The sequence below is a fragment of the Streptomyces sp. 5-10 genome (genome assembly GCF_014712245.1).
Lineage (GTDB): Bacteria > Actinomycetota > Actinomycetes > Streptomycetales > Streptomycetaceae > Streptomyces > Streptomyces violaceusniger.
This window is the reverse complement of the sequence record NZ_JACVYG010000012.1, coordinates 175,780-192,991: the sequence shown is the minus strand read 5'-3', so window position 1 is coordinate 192,991 and position 17,212 is coordinate 175,780. Positions and strand designations below refer to the sequence as shown.

Below are 17,212 nucleotides of genomic sequence, written 5' to 3'. Positions count from 1 at the left end.
CCTGCTTCGAGATGAGGGCTCCCACCCACTTGATGGGTTAAGGCTCCCAGTAGACGACTGGGTTGATAGGCCAGATATGGAAGCCGGGTGACCGGTGGAGTTGACTGGTACTAATAGGCCGAGGGCTTGTCCTCAGGTGCTCGCGTCCACTGTGTTGGTTCTGAAGCAACGAACCGTTTGACCGTCCCGCTTGCGGGGCTGGGTCCGGTTCAAAGTTTCATAGTGTTTCGGTGGTTATAGCGTTAGGGAAACGCCCGGTTACATTCCGAACCCGGAAGCTAAGCCTTTCAGCGCCGATGGTACTGCAGGGGGGACCCTGTGGGAGAGTAGGACGCCGCCGAACAAATTTTAGCCTCGGTCCCGAGCACTTAGTGCTCGGGACCGAGGCATTTTTGCGTTCCCACTCGATCGGATGTTCCACCGGATCGAGTGAAAAGGCATCAGGGCTCTGGCGTGGCGTGGCTGGGGTCACGCAGAGTAGTCAGTGAGGGCCAGTCAGACGGCCCGTTGATGACCAGTCAAGAGGCCCAGGAGCCAGCAGACTCATGCGCTGAGTGGGCTGAGGGGGAGGTGATGGCCTGTGAGCATGACGAGGTGTGCGGTGAGGGGGCGTAGGGTGACGCCTCGTTCGTCCCCGCCTGTTGTGATGCCGTCAGTTCCAAGACCTGGAGCCGACGGTCGGCTGGTCCCCGCCATGGCCCGCTGTCGACTCTCCCGGCATCCCCGCGGCGCGGGCGAGCTCGAGGTCGAGGGCTTCGCGCCGGATGCGCTGGTCCATGTAGAGGAGGGCCGTCACACCCGCGCTGATCGGGAAGGTGATGGTCGAGCTGATCAGTCCGCCCACGCCGACCACGATCAGGAAGGTCCAGCCGACGGAGACGGATTCGCCGGACAGCCAGTCCATGGCGTTGTCGCCGCCGATCACCATGGCGACCAGGCTGGTGGGGATCTCGACGATGGCGCCGACGATGAAGACCAGGACGACGGCGAGCAGTTGGATGCCGAAGACGCGCCCCCACGAGCCGCGCACCAGCTTGAAGGAGCGTCGCAGGGCCTTGATGATCCCCTGCTTCTCCAGCATCAGCGCGGGCGCGGCGAGGCTGAAGCGGACCCAGAGCCAGGCGGCGACGCATGCCGCGGCGAGCCCGCCCAGAGAGGCCAGAGCGGCGCCTTCGCTCGGCACACCCGCGACGGCCAGCAGCAGACCCGGCGTCATACCGGCGGCGATGACGGCCGCGGCGATGGCGGGGATCAGCAGGAGCAGCCCGCACAGCTGAAGGAGGTGCGGCCGGGCACCGGTCCATGCCTCCCTGGCGGACACGGTCCGGCCCAGCACCGCCCGTGCGGCGACCACGGTCAGCAGGGCGGTGGTGACGATCGTTCCGAGGACGCCGAGCAGCAGGGTGACTCCGCTGTCCCCGAGCGTGTCGCCGACGGCGCGCAGTGCCTGGCCGACGGTGGCGTCCGGATCGTCGAGGACATTGCTCTCGTTCCCCCGGCCGTCGTTGAACCACAGTCCCGTGGCGGCCGTGATCAGACCTTGGGTGACGATCGAGACGATCAGCGAGATGCCGAGGACCGTGCGCCAGTGGGCGCGCATGATGGTCACCGCGCCGTCCAGGATCTCGCTGACGCTCAGGGGGCGCAGTGGAATGACACCGGGGCGGGGAGCGGGTGGCTGACGCCGGCCGGTGCCCCATCCGCCGCCCGGCGCGGGAGCAGGCGGCACCGGCGGTGGCGTGCGGCCTCCTGTCGCGGCCCAGCGGCCGGGCGGCGGCTGGCGGCGGGCCCACTGTTCGCCCCATGCTCGCTGCTCCGGAATGGGCTGGTCGGCGGGCTCGCCCTGCTGCTGAGCGCCGTGGTCCGGTTCGTCGGAAGGGGACGATCCGGGCGGGGCCCAGCCCGGAGTGTCATTCATCGTCGCTCCGTAGGTCGTTCGTTGACCGGCCGCGGCGTCCGCGGCGGGTGGATGTCAGCCATCGTGCCACGGTGCCTTCCACCCCGTACCGGTCACTGGGGGCGGTCCGGCACTTCAATAGTCGGTGGCGCACAGGGCAAACTGGGCGGATGGCTGATCAGCATCCGGTGTCCCCGGAAGGCTCCATACCTCCCACCGCCCTGGCGCTGCGCTGGGAGGAGCCCCCGGAGGGGCCCGTACTGGCACTTCTCGACCAGACCCGGCTGCCCGCCGAAGAGGTCGATCTGGTGTGCACCGATGTACCGGCGCTGGTGGAGGCGATCCGCTCCCTCGCCGTGCGTGGCGCCCCGCTGCTCGGCCTCGCCGGGGCCTATGGGATCGCGCTCGCCGCGGCCCGCGGCTTCGATGTGGACGAGGCCGCCGAGTCGCTCGCCCATGCTCGTCCCACGGCCGTCAATCTCGGCTATGGCGTCCGCCGGGCTGTCGCCGCGTACCACGCCGCGCGCCGGGACGACGCGGACGACGCCCGGGCCGCCGCGGCGGCCCTCGCCGAGGCCCGTGCCCTGCACCGGGAGGATGCCGAGGCCAGCGAGCGCATGGCGGCCCATGGCCGGCAGCTCCTCGAGGAGCTGCTGCCTGCCGGGGGCCATCGGATCCTCACCCACTGCAACACCGGCGCCCTGGTCTCCGGAGGCGAGGGGACCGCCCTCGCCGTGGTCAAGGCGGTGCACCGGGCGGGGCAGCTGCGGCGGCTCTGGGTGGACGAGACCCGGCCCCTGCTCCAGGGGGCGCGGTTGACGGCGTACGAGGCGGCGCGCGCCGGTATGGCGTATACGCTGCTCGCCGACAACGCGGCGGGCTCGCTCTTCGCGGCCGGTGAGGTGGACGCGGTGCTGATCGGCGCGGACCGGATCGCCGCGGACGGCTCGGTGGCCAACAAGGTGGGCAGCTATCCGCTCGCGGTGCTGGCCCGCTACCACCATGTGCCGTTCGTGGTGGTAGCCCCGACCACCACGGTCGACCCGGCCACCCCTGACGGAGCCGCGATCGAGGTCGAACAGCGTCCTGGACATGAGGTGACAGACATCACAATCCCGTATGTTCCCATTGCCGGGCAGGAGGCGGGCACCGGAGTGCCGGTCGCTCCGTTGGGCGCACAGGCCCACAATCCGGCCTTCGACGTCACACCACCGGAGTTGGTGACGGCGATCGTCACCGAGGACGGCGTGATTTCCCCGGTCACCACGGACGGTATCGCCGAGCTGTGGGCCAGGTCACGATCGGGTAATGGGATGATGTCGATATGAAGGGACGCGTCCTTGTCGTCGACGACGACACCGCACTGGCAGAGATGCTCGGCATCGTGCTGCGCGGCGAAGGCTTTGAACCGTCGTTCGTGTCGGACGGCGACAAGGCTCTTGCCGCCTTCCGCGAGACCAAGCCCGATCTTGTGCTGCTCGATCTGATGCTGCCCGGCCGGGACGGCATCGAGGTCTGTCGGCTGATCCGGGCCGAGTCCGGGGTGCCGATCGTCATGCTCACGGCCAAGAGCGACACGGTCGATGTGGTGGTCGGGCTCGAGTCCGGGGCGGATGACTACATCGTCAAGCCGTTCAAGCCGAAGGAGCTGGTGGCCCGGATCCGGGCGCGGCTGAGGCGTTCCGAGGAGCCGGCGCCGGAGCAGCTGGCCATCGGCGATCTGGTGATCGACGTGGCGGGGCACTCGGTGAAGCGGGACGGCCAGTCGATAGCGCTGACGCCGCTGGAATTCGATCTCCTGGTGGCGCTGGCCCGTAAGCCGTGGCAGGTGTTCACCCGTGAGGTGCTGCTGGAGCAGGTGTGGGGCTATCGGCATGCCGCCGACACCCGGCTGGTGAATGTGCATGTGCAGCGACTGCGGTCGAAGGTCGAGAAGGACCCGGAGCGGCCGGAGATCGTCGTGACCGTGCGCGGTGTCGGCTACAAGGCCGGGCCCAGCTGAGATGACCGGTGGTACGGCGCCGCAGCCCGGTGGACCGGGCGGCGGGGCTCCGGAGGGTGCCCGGATGGGGCGGCCCGACCCGGCGGGTGAGATACCGCTGCTGCGCAGGTTGTGGAGCGGCGGGCATCTGCTGCCCGACGGGGCGTCCGGAGGGCCGGCCCATCCGGTGATCCGACTGTTCGGCCGGTGGGTGCGCCGTCCGCTGTTGCCCGCTGCCCGGCTGTGGCGGCGGAACATCCAGCTGCGGGTGGTGGCCACCACGCTGCTGATGTCGCTCGGTGTGGTGCTGCTGCTGGGTCTGGTGGTCATCGGGCAGGTGCGCAACGGTCTGCTGGACGCCAAGCGCCATGCGGCGCAGGGCCAGGCCGTCGGCGGGTTCGAGGTGGCCGAGCAGATGGCCGACCGCAAGAGCGACAACCGTGGCCAGGACGGGGCCGGGGCCGGTGCCCAGGACTCCGGCGCCTGGCTGAACGCGCTGGTGGAGCAGCTCGCCAGCGGCGGCAAGGGTGCCTATTCGGTGGTGGCGCTCAGCTCCGACTCCGGCGAGACGCCCTATGTGGCCAGCCGGGGGCCCAGGGCCTCCGGCGATGTGCAGCCGGACAGTGTGCCCGCCGATCTGCGCCGTCGCGTGGACGAGGGCCGGACGGCGCCGTACGAGCGTTACGGGAAGATCGTGCACGCGGGTTCGGGGGACTCCGAGCCCGCGCTGATCATCGGCAAGCGCCTGGATGACAACAACGGCGACGCCTACCAGTTGTACTACCTCTTCCCGTTCACCCAGGAGGAGAAGTCCCTGAGCCTGGTCAAGGGCACCCTGGCCACGGCCGGGGTGTTCGTGGTGGTGCTGCTCGGGGCCATCGCCTGGGTGGTGGTCCGGCAGGTCGTGACGCCCGTAAGGATGGCGGCGGAGATCTCCGAGCGGCTGGCGGCCGGGCTGCTCCAGGAGCGGATGAAGGTCACCGGGGAGGACGACATCGCCCGACTGGGGGAGTCGTTCAACAAGATGGCGCAGAACCTCCAGCTCAAGATCCAGCAGCTGGAGGAGCTCTCCCGGATGCAGCGCCGCTTCGTCTCTGATGTCTCGCATGAGCTGCGTACCCCGCTGACGACCGTAAGGATGGCGGCGGACGTCATCCATGAGGCGCGTGAGGACTTCGATCCGGTCACCGCGCGCTCGGCCGAGCTGCTGTGGGGCCAGGTCGACCGCTTCGAGTCGCTGCTCAGCGATCTGCTGGAGATCAGCCGGTTCGACGCGGGCGCGGCCGCGCTGGAGGCCGAGCCGATCGATCTGCGCGATGTGGTGCACCGGGTGGTGGACGGGGCCGAGCCGCTCGCCGAGGCCAAGGGCACCCGGATCGTGGTGCGGGGCGCCGAGTCGCCGGTGATCGCCGAGGCGGACCCCCGTCGCGTCGAGCGGGTGCTGCGCAATCTGGTGGTCAACGCCGTGGAGCACGGCGAGGGCCGCGACGTGGTCGTACGGCTCGCCACGGCGGGCGGTGCGGTGGCCGTCGCGGTGCGGGACTACGGCGTCGGGCTCAAGCCCGGCGAGGCGACGCGGGTGTTCAACCGCTTCTGGCGGGCCGATCCGGCCCGTGCGCGCACCACCGGCGGCACCGGTCTGGGCCTGTCGATCGCGGTGGAGGACGCGCGGCTGCACGGCGGCTGGCTCCAGGCGTGGGGTGAGCCCGGCGGCGGTTCGCAGTTCCGGCTGACGCTGCCGCGCACCGCGGGCGATGTGCTGCGCGGCTCGCCGATCCCCCTGGAGCCCGAAGACTCCCGGCGCAACCGCCGTCCGGCCGACACCGCGCCCCCGGAACCCGCGGCGGAGCGGCTGGCGGCGGTGCCCGCGCAGCCGCGGTCCGCGCTGCCCGCCGACGCCGCGGCGCCGTCCGCCGATCCGACGGCCCTGCCGGGCAATGGGGCCCGGGTGGTGCGCGGCACTCCGGAGACGCCGTCCGACGGCCCGCTGGGCGGCCAGGAGCCGTCCGCCCGGCCGACGCCATCGAACGAAGGGGAGGGCCGCCCTCGTGGGCGCTGACCGTGCCGACCGTCGCCGTTTCCGCCGCCGTGGCCGCCGTCCGGGCGGCCGGGGCCTGAGCGCGCCCGTGCTGCTCGCCTGTGGCGCCCTGCTGCTGTCCGGCTGCGCCTCGATGCCCGACAGCGGCGATGTGCGGCGGGTGGACTCCTCACCACGCTCCGACGTCGACTCCCAGGTGCGGGTGTACGGGGTGAGCCCGGGCAAGGGCGAGCAGCCCGCGGAGCTGGTCTCCGGTTTCCTGGAGGCCACGACGAGCGACGAGGAGAACTTCGGCACGGCGAAGGAGTACCTGACCAAGAGCGCGGTCAAGCGGTGGCAGCCCTTCGCGGCCACCACGGTGCTGGAGCAGGCGCCTGACGTGCGGGTGGAGACGGACCCGGGCGACCGGGACGGCAACGGTAAGACGGTCGTGCTGTCGGGCAAGCGGATCGCCGTCGTGGACGAGACCCACGCGTACAAGCCCGATGAGCAGCCGTACGAGGAGCGCATCCATCTCACGCTGAGCGGTTCGGAGTGGCGGATCGACGGGCCGCCGCGGGGGCTGATCCTCGGCGAGTCCGACTTCCAGCGCATCTACCGTTCGGTCAACAAGTACTACTTCGCCGATCTCGGTCCGGACGCCGAGGGGTCGAAGGCCGGGGACAACGTCCTGGTGGCCGATCCGGTCTATGTGCGGCGCCGTATCGACCCGGTGACCGCGACCGTCAAGGCGCTGCTGCACGGTCCCACGGGGTGGCTGGAGCCGGTGGTGAGCAGCTCCTTCCCGCGCGGTGCGGCGCTCGGCCGCCGGGACGAGCGGCTGTCGCTGGACGACTCGAACGCGCTGAAGATCCGGCTCAACGACCGGGCCGCGCGGATCAGCGCGGCGCGCTGCGCCCGGATGGCGGCGCAGACGCTGTTCACGGTCCAGGATCTGGGCGAGGGATCGTCCCAGGTCAGCGGGGTGCGGCTGGAGCGGCAGAACGGATCGGAGCTGTGTGCCCTCTCCAGTGACGCGGCGCGTGCCTACGCCCCGGACGGGGTTGAGGGCCATCCGCGGCACCAGTATTTCGTGGACTCCGAACACCGGATGGTCCGGCTGTCCGACGACGAGGACCGGCCACAGCCGGTTCCGGGACCGTTCGGCGGCGATGACGCGGGGCTGGGCTCGGTGGCGGTCTCCCGCGATGAGCGGGACGCGGCGGGGGTCACTGCCGACGGCCAGGCGCTGTATGTGACCGAGCTGGCGTCCGGCGCCGACCGCGGCAAGGTGCGGGTGCGCAGCCGGGGCGGCAGCGTGGAGCGCGGTCTGACGGCGCCCAGCTGGGACGGGCTGGGCGGTCTGTGGGTGGCCGACCGGGATCCGCGGCAGCCGAGGCTGCTGCGGCTGCGGGGCGGCACCGGACCGGCGGACGAGGTGGAGCTGCCGAAGCTGGACGGTGGCCGGATCACGGCGCTGCGGGTGTCCGCGGACGGCTCCAGGATCGCGATGCTGGTCAAGCGGTCCGGCCACACCACGCTGCGGCTCGGCCGGATCGAGCGGCGGGGCACCGCGGACGCCCCGAAGCTGTCGGTGGGGGCGCTGCGGGCGGTCGCGCCGAAGCTGGAGGACGTGGACACCTTCTCCTGGGCCGGGGACAGCCGGCTGGTGGTCGCGGGCCGGGAGTCGGACGGGGTGCAGCAGCTCCAGTACGTGGAGTCGGACGGCTCCCCGGCGAACGTCCCGGAGGTGCCGGGGCCGAACGGTGTGCAGTCGATCGGCGCCTCGGAGGACCAGACCCGGCCGCTGATCGCCGAGACCAGGGAGAACGGCATCGTGCGGCTGCTGCCGAACACCGACTGGAAGACCGTGGACCAGGACGGCTCGGCCCCGGTCTACCCCGGTTAGGTCTGCCCCGGTCAGGTCTGCCCCGACTGGGCCTGCTCCGACTGGGCCTGCCTCGACTGGCTCAGCCCCGACTGGCTCTGCCCCCGGCCTGGCGGGGCACGCAGCGGCAGCTCTTAGGGCAGGACACCGATCGGGGGTGGCTGGTTGTCCACATGTGCGCGGTTGTCCACAAGGGGTGGCGCGGTGGCCTGACCACCGGGACAGTGGTGTTCATGCGGGGCTGGTGGCAGGAGATCTCTGATCTGGTGCTGCCGGCCGACTGCGCCGGATGCGGTCGGCCGGGCGGCACACTGTGTGTCCGTTGTCGTGGAGTGCTGCGGGGGACCGGGGCGCGCCGGGTGGAGCCGAGCCCGGTGCCGCCGGGGCTGCCGGTGGTCCATGCGGCGGTGGATTACGTGGACGAGGCGCGGGCGGTGCTGCTCGCGCACAAGGAGCGGGGAGCGCTCCGGCTGGCGCGGCCGCTGGGCGAGGCGCTGGCGAGGGCCGTGCGGGCGGCCTGCTCTGGCGGCGGGCCCGGTGCGGGGCCGCGAGGGCGGGCGGCCGTGGGATCGGGCGCGCTGTGCGGGGCGAGACCGGGTACGGGGCCCGGGGCGAGACCAGGGGCCGGATCGGGCACGTTCCCGCGCGCCGGATCCGGGGCGAGACCGGTTGCCGGAGCGGGGACGGGACAGCAGACGAGACCGGGTAGGAGACCCGGTGCCGGACCGGGGGCGAGGCCTCCTGGAGGGCCGCTGTTGCTGGTGCCGGTGCCGTCGGCCCGGCGTTCGGTGGGCGCCCGGGGGCATGACCCGGCCCGGCGGATCGCGCTCGCCGCGGCGGGTGTGCTGCGCGCCGACGGACGCCCGGCGAGGGTCCCGGCGGTGCTGTGCCAGCGGCGTCGGGTGACCGATCAGTCGGGGCTGGACGCGCGGCAGCGGCGGGCGAATGTGACCGGGGCGCTGGGGACGGTCCCCGGCAGCGGCCGGCTGCTGGCGGCGGGCCCGGTAGTGCTGGTGGACGATCTGATGACCACAGGGGCCTCGCTCGCGGAGGCGGCGCGGGCGGTGACGGCGGCCGGAGGGCTGGTCATCGGCGCTGCCGTGGTCGCCGCACCCCTGACGCCTACCAACCGGAACTGATGACGAAGCCGCGTCGTTGCAGGTAGTAAGCACCGCAAAGCGCCTGATCGGAGGTACGTGCCGGTAGGGGGTGCCGACTTCCGACCGGTCGAGCTATGTTCGGTTGTGAGGAATGGCGGGTGCTATGACTCATTCATCCGCTTGGCGTGTGTTTTGCCTGCATTCAGGTGAGGCTTGGAACAAACGGGATTGAGATCCTCCCCGTGGGAAGGAGGAGCTGAAAGCGCCAAGCCGGTGGCTCCGGAAGACGCCGGAGCCAAGTGCACAAGGGATGACGCTCCGATACTGACTGGAGCTACCCGGGAACGGAGTTCTGCGTGGACATCGTCGTCAAGGGCCGTAAAACTGAGGTGCCCGAGCGGTTCCGGAAGCACGTGGCCGAGAAGCTGAAGCTGGATAAGATCCAGAAGCTCGACGGCAAGGTGATCAGCCTCGACGTCGAGGTGTCCAAGGAGCACAACCCGCGGCAGTCCGACCGCGCCGACCGAGTGGAGATCACGCTCCGCTCGCGGGGCCCGGTGATCCGGGCGGAGGCCGCCGCGGCCGATCCGTACGCAGCGCTGGACCTGGCGGCCAGCAAGCTGGAGGCACGGATGCGCAAGCAGCACGACAAGCGCCATACGCGCCGTGGCAACGGTCGCATTCCGGCCAGCGACGTGGCCACCACCGTGCCCAACGCGGCCCGCATCAACGGGCATGGCGAGATCGCCCCCCAGCGCACGACGGAGACCGTCCCCACCACCCGGATGGGCCCCCTGGAAATCCAGGGCGAGGGCCCCCTGGTGGTCCGGGAGAAGACTCACGCCGCGGCTCCCATGACGCTCGACCAGGCTCTCTACGAGATGGAGCTGGTCGGGCACGACTTCTATCTGTTCGTCGACTCCGACACCAACCAGCCCAGCGTCGTCTACCGACGGCATGGCTATGACTACGGGGTGATTCATCTTCAGCCGGAAGCGTTCGTCGGAGAGGCGCCCGGCGGCGCCGGCGGCGCACTCGGTGGCTGACCGAGAAATTCAGCCGAATCCAGCCTGAGAAGTAAGTGGTGCCCCGGAGCGCCCGCGCGCCCCCCGGGGCACCTCCGTGCGACCACGGCGGGACCATTCCGCCGTCCGGGCATGAAATCATGGCCGGGCGGCCAACCGGTGTACTGAGAGCACCGGTTGACGCCAGACCGAGTGCACCCCAGGGTGCGGACCGCAAGGGCCATGGCCTTCAGGGGGAGGAACGATGGCGGACAGCTTCGGGCCCGTGTCCGACGCCGGTGAAGACCATGGCGTCGGTCCGGACGGGGGCGAGCCGCGCGGTGAGCCGCGCAAGGAGCCGATTCGGGTCCTCGTCGTGGACGACCACGCGCTCTTCCGGCGTGGATTGGAGATCGTCCTGGCCCAGGAGGAGGACATCCAGGTCGTCGGCGAGGCGGGGGACGGGGCCGAGGCGGTGGACAAGGCGGCGGATCTGCTGCCGGACATCGTCCTGATGGATGTGCGGATGCCCAAGCGCGGGGGGATCGAGGCGTGCACCGCCATCAAGGAGGTGGCACCCAGCGCCAAGATCATCATGTTGACGATCAGCGATGAGGAAGCCGATCTCTATGACGCGATCAAGGCGGGGGCCACGGGCTATCTGCTGAAGGAGATCTCGACCGACGAGGTCTCGACCGCCATCCGGGCGGTGGCGGACGGTCAGTCGCAGATCAGCCCGTCGATGGCGGCCAAGCTGCTGACCGAGTTCAAGTCGATGATCCAGCGCACCGACGAGCGGCGGCTGGTGCCCGCGCCCCGGCTCACCGACCGGGAGCTGGAGGTGCTCAAGCTGGTGGCGACCGGAATGAACAACCGGGATATCGCCAAGGAGTTGTTCATCAGCGAGAACACCGTGAAGAACCATGTCCGCAACATTCTGGAGAAATTGCAGCTGCACTCCAGGATGGAAGCCGTGGTCTATGCGATGCGGGAGAAGATCCTCGAGATCAGGTGAGGGTTTCGCCCGAAGCCCCGGGCAAGCCGTGGCCCGGGGGTGAGCCGGGCCCCGGGCGGACGGCCGGGCTGCCGACGTAGATCGTGCGGGGCGCGCCTGGGCTCAACGCCGAAGCGCCCCTGCGGGCGCTGCGGAGGCGAGGGTCTCGGGCTCGTAGACGCCCAGCCGGAGCCCCCGGGGCATGCCGTAGCGCGGGTGAGCCGGAGCCCCCGGTGGCAAGCCGTAGCCCGGGGGAGCCGGGCCCCGGGTGAGCCCGGGACGGGCCCCGGGCGGGTGCCCGCCGGGGCGGGTTCAGGGTGGTTTCAGGCGACCGCCGCCGCTACGGCCGCCGTGAGCGGTGCGGCGAGCTCCGGGCGGTCGACGCGCTCGACCCGTACGGCGTCACAGCCCACCCATTCGGCCGCCTCCCGCAGCGCCCGCGCCATGGGGGCCACGGCCTTCGGCGACTCCAGGGACACCTGCCGGGCGACCAGGGTCGTGCCCTCCCGGGCCGGATCGACCCGGCCCAGCAGCCGCCCGCCCGACAGCAGCGGCATGGCGAAGTAGCCGTGGATCCGCTTGGGCCTGGGCACATACGCCTCGAGCCGATGGCTGAAGCCGAAGATCCGCTCGGTGCGCGCCCGGTCCCATATCAGCGAGTCGAAGGGCGACAGCAGGGTGGTGCGGTGCCGGCCGCGCGGCGGGGTGGCCAGTGCCTCGGGGTCCGCCCAGGCGGGCTTGTCCCAGCCCTCGACCGCCACCGGCACCAGCCCCGAGTCCGCGATCACCGCCTCCACCTGCTCGCCCTTGAGCCGGTGGTAGTCGGCGATGTCCGCCCGCGTGCCCACGCCCAGGGACTGCCCGGCCAGCCGGACCAGCCGGCGCAGACACTCCAGGTCGTCCAGGTCGTCATGGAGCAGGTCGTCCGGCACGGCGCGCTCCGCCAGGTCGTACACCCGCTTCCAGCCGCGCCGCTCGACGCACACCACCTCGCCGAACATCAGCGCCCGCTCGACCGCGATCTTCGCCGCCGACCAGTCCCACCACGGGCCGCCGTTCTTGGCCCCGCCGAGCTCCGTCGCGGTCAGCGGGCCCTCCGCGCGCAGCTGCTTGACCACCGTCTCGTACACCCCGTCCGGCAGCTCGTGGTTCCAGTGCGGGCGGAAGCGGTAGGCGCGGCGCCGGAAGGCGAAGTGCGGCCACTCCTCGATCGGCAGTACGCACGCGGCATGCGACCAGTACTCGAAGGCATGGGTGTCGGTCCAGTACGCCGACTCGACCGCCTTACGGCCGACGGCGCCCAGCCGTGCGTACGGAATCAGCTCATGGGAGCGGGCCAGCACCGAGATCGTGTCCAGCTGCACGGCGCCCAGGTGGCGCAGCACGCCCCGCACCCCGCCCCTCCGGTCGGGGGCGCCCAGCAGCCCCTGGGCGCGCAGTGCGATCCGGCGCGCCTCGTCGGCGGAGAGGGTGGCCTCAGGTGTGCGGTCCACGGCGGACCCGGTGGCGGCGTTCGTCATGCGCGCCACCGTAGTGGCACCCACTGACAACGCCGCCCGTGCCGCCGGATGGCCCCTGGGGCGGCCGATTCTCAGGCCCCCGACGCCGTCCTCAGGCCCCGACGGCGTCCCTCTTCCTCCTGACGCCGTCCTCAGACCGCCGACGCCGTCCTCAGGCCCCGACGGCGTCCCTCTTCCTCCTGACGCCGTCCTCAGACCGCCGACGCCGTCCTCAGGCCCCGACGGCGTCCCTCTTCCTCCTGACGCCGTCCTCAGACCGCCGACGCCGTCCTCAGGCCCCGACGGCGTCCCCCTTCCTCCTGGCGCCGTCCTCAGACCGCCGACGCCGCCGTGGACGCCCGGCCGGACGCCTCCGGCTCCCGGGGCGCGTTGGCCGCCTCGGACGCCTTGGCTGGCAGATACGGCGTGGTCGACGGCAGTCCCCAGTCGGAGGGCAGCAGCGCGCCCCGCCAGGCGTCCCGCCGGGTCCCCTGGTGGACGATCCGGGCGCGGTCCGTCCCCTCCATCCGGAAGCCCACGCCGAGGGCGACCGCCCGCGAGCCCTCGTTCCCGGCCTCGCAGCACCACTCCAGCCGCTCCACCCCGAGCCGGGTGAACGCCCACTCGATCACGGCCCGCGCCGCCTCACCCGTGTAGCCGTGCCGCCGGTGCTCGCGCGCCGTCCAGTAGCCCAGTTCGGCCTGGTGCTCGGGGGAGCGCAGATGGGCCAGTCGGACCAGGCTCATGGCACCGACGAGGGTGCCGTCACTCTTGGTGACCATCGCGAAGTCGTAGGTCACGTCGTCACGCCAGTTCTCGGGGCAGATCCGGCCGGTGAAGTCCTCCGCGTGCGCGCGTTCGTACGGGGAGGGCACGCTGGTCCATCGCTGGATGTCCGGGTCCTGACAAGCGGCGAAGACCGCGTCCGTGTCGGAGGGGCGGAAGGGGCGCAGGACCAGGCGCTCGGTGGTGAGGGTGACAGGCTCCATGCGACCCGAGTCTGCGCCGCCGTCGTCACTCACCGCGAGCGGTTTCGACGAATTGGAGGGCACCTGGGGGGCCACTCGGGCGTTGACACGGTGAGGTGACATCCGGTCCTCGTGGTGACGGACCTCCCGGCGTGCCGGGGTCTGTCTTACGATGGCCGTTGCGGCGGGGCCTGCGCCCCTTGACAATGCCGCGCCAGCGCACCCCGACCGTGCCAGGCCCGACCGGCAAGGAGCCAGCCTACGTGTCCGTCCTCAACAAGCTCATGCGTGCAGGCGAAGGAAAGATCCTGCGCAAGCTGCACCGCATCGCGGACCAGGTCAATTCCATCGAAGAGGACTTCCTGTCCCTCTCCGACGCCGAGCTGCGCGCCCTCACCGACGAGTACAAGCAGCGGTACGAAGACGGTGAGAGCCTCGACGACCTGATGCCCGAAGCGTTCGCCACGGTGCGCGAGGCGGCCAAGCGGGTGCTCGGCCAGCGTCACTACGACGTCCAGCTGATGGGCGGCGCGGCGCTGCACCTCGGGTATGTCGCCGAGATGAAGACCGGTGAGGGCAAGACCCTGGTCGGCACCCTCCCGGCGTATCTGAACGCGCTGTCGGGCAAGGGTGTCCACCTGATCACGGTCAACGACTACCTGGCCGAGCGCGACTCCGAGTGGATGGGCCGGGTGCACCGGTTCCTCGGCCTGGAGGTCGGCTGCATCCTCGCCAACATGACCCCGGCGCAGCGCCGCGAGCAGTACGCGTGCGACATCACCTACGGCACCAACAACGAGTTCGGCTTCGACTATCTGCGCGACAACATGGCGTGGTCGAAGGACGAGCTGGTGCAGCGCGGCCACAACTACGCGATCGTCGACGAGGTCGACTCGATCCTGGTGGACGAGGCCCGTACGCCGCTGATCATCTCCGGCCCGGCCGACCAGGCCACCAAGTGGTACGGCGACTTCGCCAAGCTGGTCACCCGGCTCAGCCGGGGCCAGGCCGCCGAGCCGCAGAAGGGCCAGGAGGAGACCGGGGACTACGAGGTCGACGAGAAGAAGCGGACCGTCGGCATCCATGAGTCCGGGGTCACCAAGGTCGAGGACTGGCTGGGGATCGACAACCTCTACGAGTCGGTCAACACCCCGCTGGTCGGCTACCTCAACAACGCGATCAAGGCCAAGGAGCTCTTCAAGAAGGACAAGGACTACGTCGTCCTGGACGGCGAAGTCATGATCGTCGACGAGCACACCGGCCGTATCCTCGCGGGCCGCCGCTACAACGAGGGCATGCACCAGGCCATCGAGGCGAAGGAAGGGGTGGAGATCAAGGACGAGAACCAGACGCTCGCCACGATCACCCTCCAGAACTTCTTCCGCCTCTACGACAAGCTCTCCGGCATGACCGGTACGGCGATGACCGAGGCCGCCGAGTTCCACCAGATCTACAAGCTCGGCGTGGTCCCGATCCCGACCCACCGCCCCCTCGCCCGGCTCGACCAGTCCGACCTGATCTACCGCACCGAGGTCGCGAAGTTCGACGCGGTGGTCGAGGACATCGTCGAGAAGCACGCCAAGGGCCAGCCGGTCCTGGTCGGCACGACCTCCGTGGAGAAGTCCGAGTACCTCTCCCAGCAGCTCGCCAAGCGCGGGGTGCCGCACGAGGTGCTGAACGCGAAGCAGCACGACCGGGAGGCGACGATCGTCGCCCAGGCCGGCCGTAAGGGCGCCGTGACCGTGGCGACCAACATGGCGGGCCGCGGCACCGACATCAAGCTCGGCGGCAACCCCGACGACCTCGCCGAGGCCGAGCTGCGCCAGCGCGGTCTGGACCCGGTGGAGCACTCCGAGGAGTGGGCCGCCGCGCTGCCCGCCGCCCTGGAGAAGGCCGAGGCCGCGGTCAAGGCCGAGTTCGAGGAGGTCAAGGAGCTCGGCGGGCTGTATGTGCTGGGCACCGAGCGCCATGAGTCGCGCCGGATCGACAACCAGCTGCGCGGCCGCTCCGGCCGTCAGGGCGACCCCGGCGAGTCCCGCTTCTACCTCTCGCTCGGCGACGATCTGATGCGGCTGTTCAAGGCGCAGATGGTCGAGCGCGTCATGGCGATGGCGAACGTCCCGGATGACGTCCCGATCGAGAACAAGATGGTCACGCGGGCCATCGCCTCCGCCCAGTCGCAGGTCGAGCAACAGAACTTCGAGACCCGTAAGAACGTCCTGAAGTACGACGAGGTCCTCAACCGCCAGCGTGAGGTCATCTACGGCGAGCGCCGCCGCGTCCTGGAGGGCGAGGACCTTCAGGACCAGATCGGCCACTTCATGGACGACACCATCGAGGCCTATGTGCGGGCGGAGACGGTCGAGGGCTTCGCCGAGGAGTGGGACCTGGACCGGCTGTGGAACGCCTTCAAGCAGCTCTACCCGGTCAGCGTGACCATCGAGGAGCTGGAGGAGGAGGCCGGCGACCGCGCCGGGATCACCGCCGAGTTCATCGAGGAGTCCATCAAGGACGACATCCACCAGCAGTACGAGGCGCGCGAGGAGCAGCTGGGCTCCGAGATCATGCGTGAGCTGGAGCGGCGGGTCGTGCTCTCCGTCCTGGACCGCAAGTGGCGCGAGCACCTCTACGAGATGGACTACCTCCAGGAGGGCATCGGGCTGCGCGCGATGGCCCAGAAGGACCCGCTGGTCGAGTACCAGCGCGAGGGCTTCGACATGTTCCAGGCCATGATGGAGGGCATCAAGGAGGAGTCCGTCGGCTATCTGTTCAACCTGGAGGTCCAGGTCGAGCAGCAGGTCGAGGAGGTGCCGGTCGAGGCGTCGGAGGAGCAGGTCGCCCTCGAGAAGGACGTGCAGGACGCGGTGCCGGCGGGCGCGCCGTCCGCGGGCTCCTCGGCCGCCCGCCCCGAGATCCGCGCCAAGGGCCTGGAGGCCCCGCAGCGGCCGGACCGGCTGCACTTCTCCGCCCCGACGGTGGACGGAGAGGGCGGCGTCGTCGAGGGCGACTTCCCCAACGGTGAGACGCCCCCGCCGCCCCGGTCGGAGGCCGACGGGCTGACGCGGGCGGAGCGGCGCAAGGCGCAGAAGGGCCGCCGCCGCAAGAAGTAGTGACCGGGCTGGGGTGAACGGGCCGGGGCGCCGCGCGAGAGCGCGGCGCCCCGGCCCGTCGCGTTGTGCCCGCCGCCCCGGCGGGCGGGTTTCGCGGATCGGACCGGCCCACGGTGCCGGGCCCCGGCGTCCTGGGTGCCCTGGGGTGTTCGGCGGGCCACGTGGTGGGGCCGCATGCCGACGCTTTCCCCTACCCGCCCCTTCCCACAACTGGGGCTCCGCCCCAGACCCCGGGGTCCAGGGGCGGAGCCCTGCCACGCGGCGGAACCGCATATCGATGCTGCGGGGAGGGGCGGGGCGGGCAGGGGAGCAGGCTGCCGTAGGCGTCACGATCCGTGGGACATCCCTTGGGCGAGTGGGCCGAGGTCGATGGCGGCGCAGCGCCAGCGGGCGTCGGCGCCGAGCTCGAGCCGGAACGCGAGCGCTGTGAGCCGGTCTCCGGAGGCGATCCGGGCGAACGCCTCGATCACCCCGTGCCGGGGCTGGTACTCGCCACAGCGCCGCACCACGGGCGCTGTGGCCCGCTCTCCGGCGGGCCGCAGCGGGGCGCGCGGGGCGAGCTCGATCAGCTGGTCGTAGGCGGCCGGGAGGGCGTGCCCGAGGAGGGTGTGGACGGGGCGCTGACCGCTGAGGGTGAGCACCAGGCGGTTGGCGAACCAGTAGCGCGGCAGCCGGTCCCGCTCCCGCCACGCCGCCGCGGCCGCCGCGGACCGCGATACGGCCGCGGCGCGGGACGCAGGGCTGGCGCGGTGCG

Annotated in this window: 12 protein-coding genes and 2 rRNA genes; 10 read left to right on the top strand and 4 right to left on the bottom strand. The window is 71.2% G+C overall.

Going from position 1 to position 17,212, the window contains the following annotated elements; all coding sequences use genetic code 11:
• Both IEJ02_RS17275 and rrf read left to right on the top strand, forming a co-directional pair.
• A 23S ribosomal RNA gene (locus IEJ02_RS17275) occupies positions 1 to 134 on the top strand; the annotation flags it as partial.
• 92 nt (positions 135 to 226) lie between these two features.
• Positions 227 to 343, top strand: a 5S ribosomal RNA gene (rrf, locus tag IEJ02_RS17270).
• A gap of 309 nt (positions 344 to 652) precedes the next feature.
• Here the strand turns inward: rrf and IEJ02_RS17265 are convergent.
• Positions 653 to 1,918 (bottom strand): DUF7544 domain-containing protein, encoded by a 1,266-nt coding sequence (locus tag IEJ02_RS17265; protein WP_191065692.1) that lies wholly within the window; start codon positions 1,916 to 1,918, stop codon positions 653 to 655.
• Between the two features lie 149 nt (positions 1,919 to 2,067).
• Here IEJ02_RS17265 and mtnA point away from each other — a divergent pair, with 149 nt between their 5' ends.
• The 7 genes from mtnA (at position 2,068) to IEJ02_RS17230 (ending at position 10,902) form a co-directional block, all read left to right on the top strand.
• The gene (mtnA, locus tag IEJ02_RS17260) at positions 2,068 to 3,225 is read left to right on the top strand and encodes an S-methyl-5-thioribose-1-phosphate isomerase (RefSeq protein ID WP_191065691.1); all 1,158 of its coding nucleotides are present in this window, start codon (positions 2,068 to 2,070) and stop codon (positions 3,223 to 3,225) included.
• Positions 3,222 to 3,899 (top strand): two-component system response regulator MtrA, encoded by a 678-nt coding sequence (mtrA, locus tag IEJ02_RS17255; RefSeq protein ID WP_014061181.1) that lies wholly within the window; start codon positions 3,222 to 3,224, stop codon positions 3,897 to 3,899. The genes mtnA and mtrA overlap by 4 nt, the downstream gene beginning before the upstream one ends.
• 64 nt (positions 3,900 to 3,963) lie before the next feature.
• A complete protein-coding gene (gene mtrB / locus IEJ02_RS17250; protein ID WP_191065690.1) occupies positions 3,964 to 5,937 on the top strand; it encodes an MtrAB system histidine kinase MtrB in 1,974 nt (657 codons plus the stop codon).
• On the top strand, positions 5,927 to 7,804 hold the full coding sequence (locus IEJ02_RS17245) for an LpqB family beta-propeller domain-containing protein (RefSeq protein WP_191065689.1): 1,878 nt from the start codon (positions 5,927 to 5,929) through the stop codon (positions 7,802 to 7,804). Before mtrB ends, IEJ02_RS17245 begins: the two co-directional genes overlap by 11 nt.
• 212 nt (positions 7,805 to 8,016) lie before the next feature.
• Entirely contained in the window at positions 8,017 to 8,922 is a 906-nt protein-coding gene (locus IEJ02_RS51075) for a ComF family protein (protein WP_191065688.1), read from the top strand.
• A gap of 317 nt (positions 8,923 to 9,239) precedes the next feature.
• The gene (hpf, locus tag IEJ02_RS17235) at positions 9,240 to 9,929 is read left to right on the top strand and encodes a ribosome hibernation-promoting factor, HPF/YfiA family (RefSeq protein WP_137978233.1); all 690 of its coding nucleotides are present in this window, start codon (positions 9,240 to 9,242) and stop codon (positions 9,927 to 9,929) included.
• A gap of 223 nt (positions 9,930 to 10,152) precedes the next feature.
• Positions 10,153 to 10,902: a response regulator gene (locus IEJ02_RS17230; RefSeq protein WP_014061176.1), complete on the top strand. Its 750-nt coding sequence runs from the start codon at positions 10,153 to 10,155 to the stop codon at positions 10,900 to 10,902.
• A gap of 302 nt (positions 10,903 to 11,204) precedes the next feature.
• On the opposite strand, the gene IEJ02_RS17225 is transcribed toward IEJ02_RS17230, so the two are convergent.
• Both IEJ02_RS17225 and IEJ02_RS17220 read right to left on the bottom strand, forming a co-directional pair.
• Entirely contained in the window at positions 11,205 to 12,401 is a 1,197-nt protein-coding gene (locus IEJ02_RS17225; protein ID WP_191065687.1) for a winged helix-turn-helix domain-containing protein, read from the bottom strand.
• Between the two features lie 311 nt (positions 12,402 to 12,712).
• Positions 12,713 to 13,369 carry a GNAT family N-acetyltransferase gene (locus tag IEJ02_RS17220; RefSeq protein ID WP_191065686.1) on the bottom strand — a complete coding sequence of 219 codons (657 nt, stop codon included), beginning with the start codon at positions 13,367 to 13,369 and terminating at the stop codon, positions 12,713 to 12,715.
• Between the two features lie 242 nt (positions 13,370 to 13,611).
• On the opposite strand from IEJ02_RS17220, the gene secA reads away from it, so the two are divergent.
• Entirely contained in the window at positions 13,612 to 16,458 is a 2,847-nt protein-coding gene (gene secA / locus IEJ02_RS17215; protein WP_191065685.1) for a preprotein translocase subunit SecA, read from the top strand.
• A 326-nt stretch (positions 16,459 to 16,784) separates the two neighbouring features.
• Here secA and IEJ02_RS17210 read toward each other — a convergent pair whose 3' ends face one another.
• Positions 16,785 to 17,099: an Rv3235 family protein gene (locus IEJ02_RS17210; protein WP_275559560.1), complete on the bottom strand. Its 315-nt coding sequence runs from the start codon at positions 17,097 to 17,099 to the stop codon at positions 16,785 to 16,787.
• Positions 17,100 to 17,212: the final 113 nt, after the last annotated feature.

Excerpts from the sequence above, each read along its gene's own strand:
- IEJ02_RS17265 (WP_191065692.1), bottom strand. The coding sequence starts at position 1,918 with ATGAATGACACTCCGGGCTGGGCCCCGCCCGGATCGTCCCCTTCCGAC.
- mtnA (WP_191065691.1), top strand. The coding sequence starts at position 2,068 with ATGGCTGATCAGCATCCGGTGTCCCCGGAAGGCTCCATACCTCCCACC.
- mtrA (WP_014061181.1), top strand. The coding sequence starts at position 3,222 with ATGAAGGGACGCGTCCTTGTCGTCGACGACGACACCGCACTGGCAGAG.
- mtrB (WP_191065690.1), top strand. The coding sequence starts at position 3,964 with ATGGGGCGGCCCGACCCGGCGGGTGAGATACCGCTGCTGCGCAGGTTG.
- IEJ02_RS51075 (WP_191065688.1), top strand. The coding sequence starts at position 8,017 with ATGCGGGGCTGGTGGCAGGAGATCTCTGATCTGGTGCTGCCGGCCGAC.
- IEJ02_RS17230 (WP_014061176.1), top strand. The coding sequence starts at position 10,153 with ATGGCGGACAGCTTCGGGCCCGTGTCCGACGCCGGTGAAGACCATGGC.
- IEJ02_RS17225 (WP_191065687.1), bottom strand. The coding sequence starts at position 12,401 with ATGACGAACGCCGCCACCGGGTCCGCCGTGGACCGCACACCTGAGGCC.
- IEJ02_RS17220 (WP_191065686.1), bottom strand. The coding sequence starts at position 13,369 with ATGGAGCCTGTCACCCTCACCACCGAGCGCCTGGTCCTGCGCCCCTTC.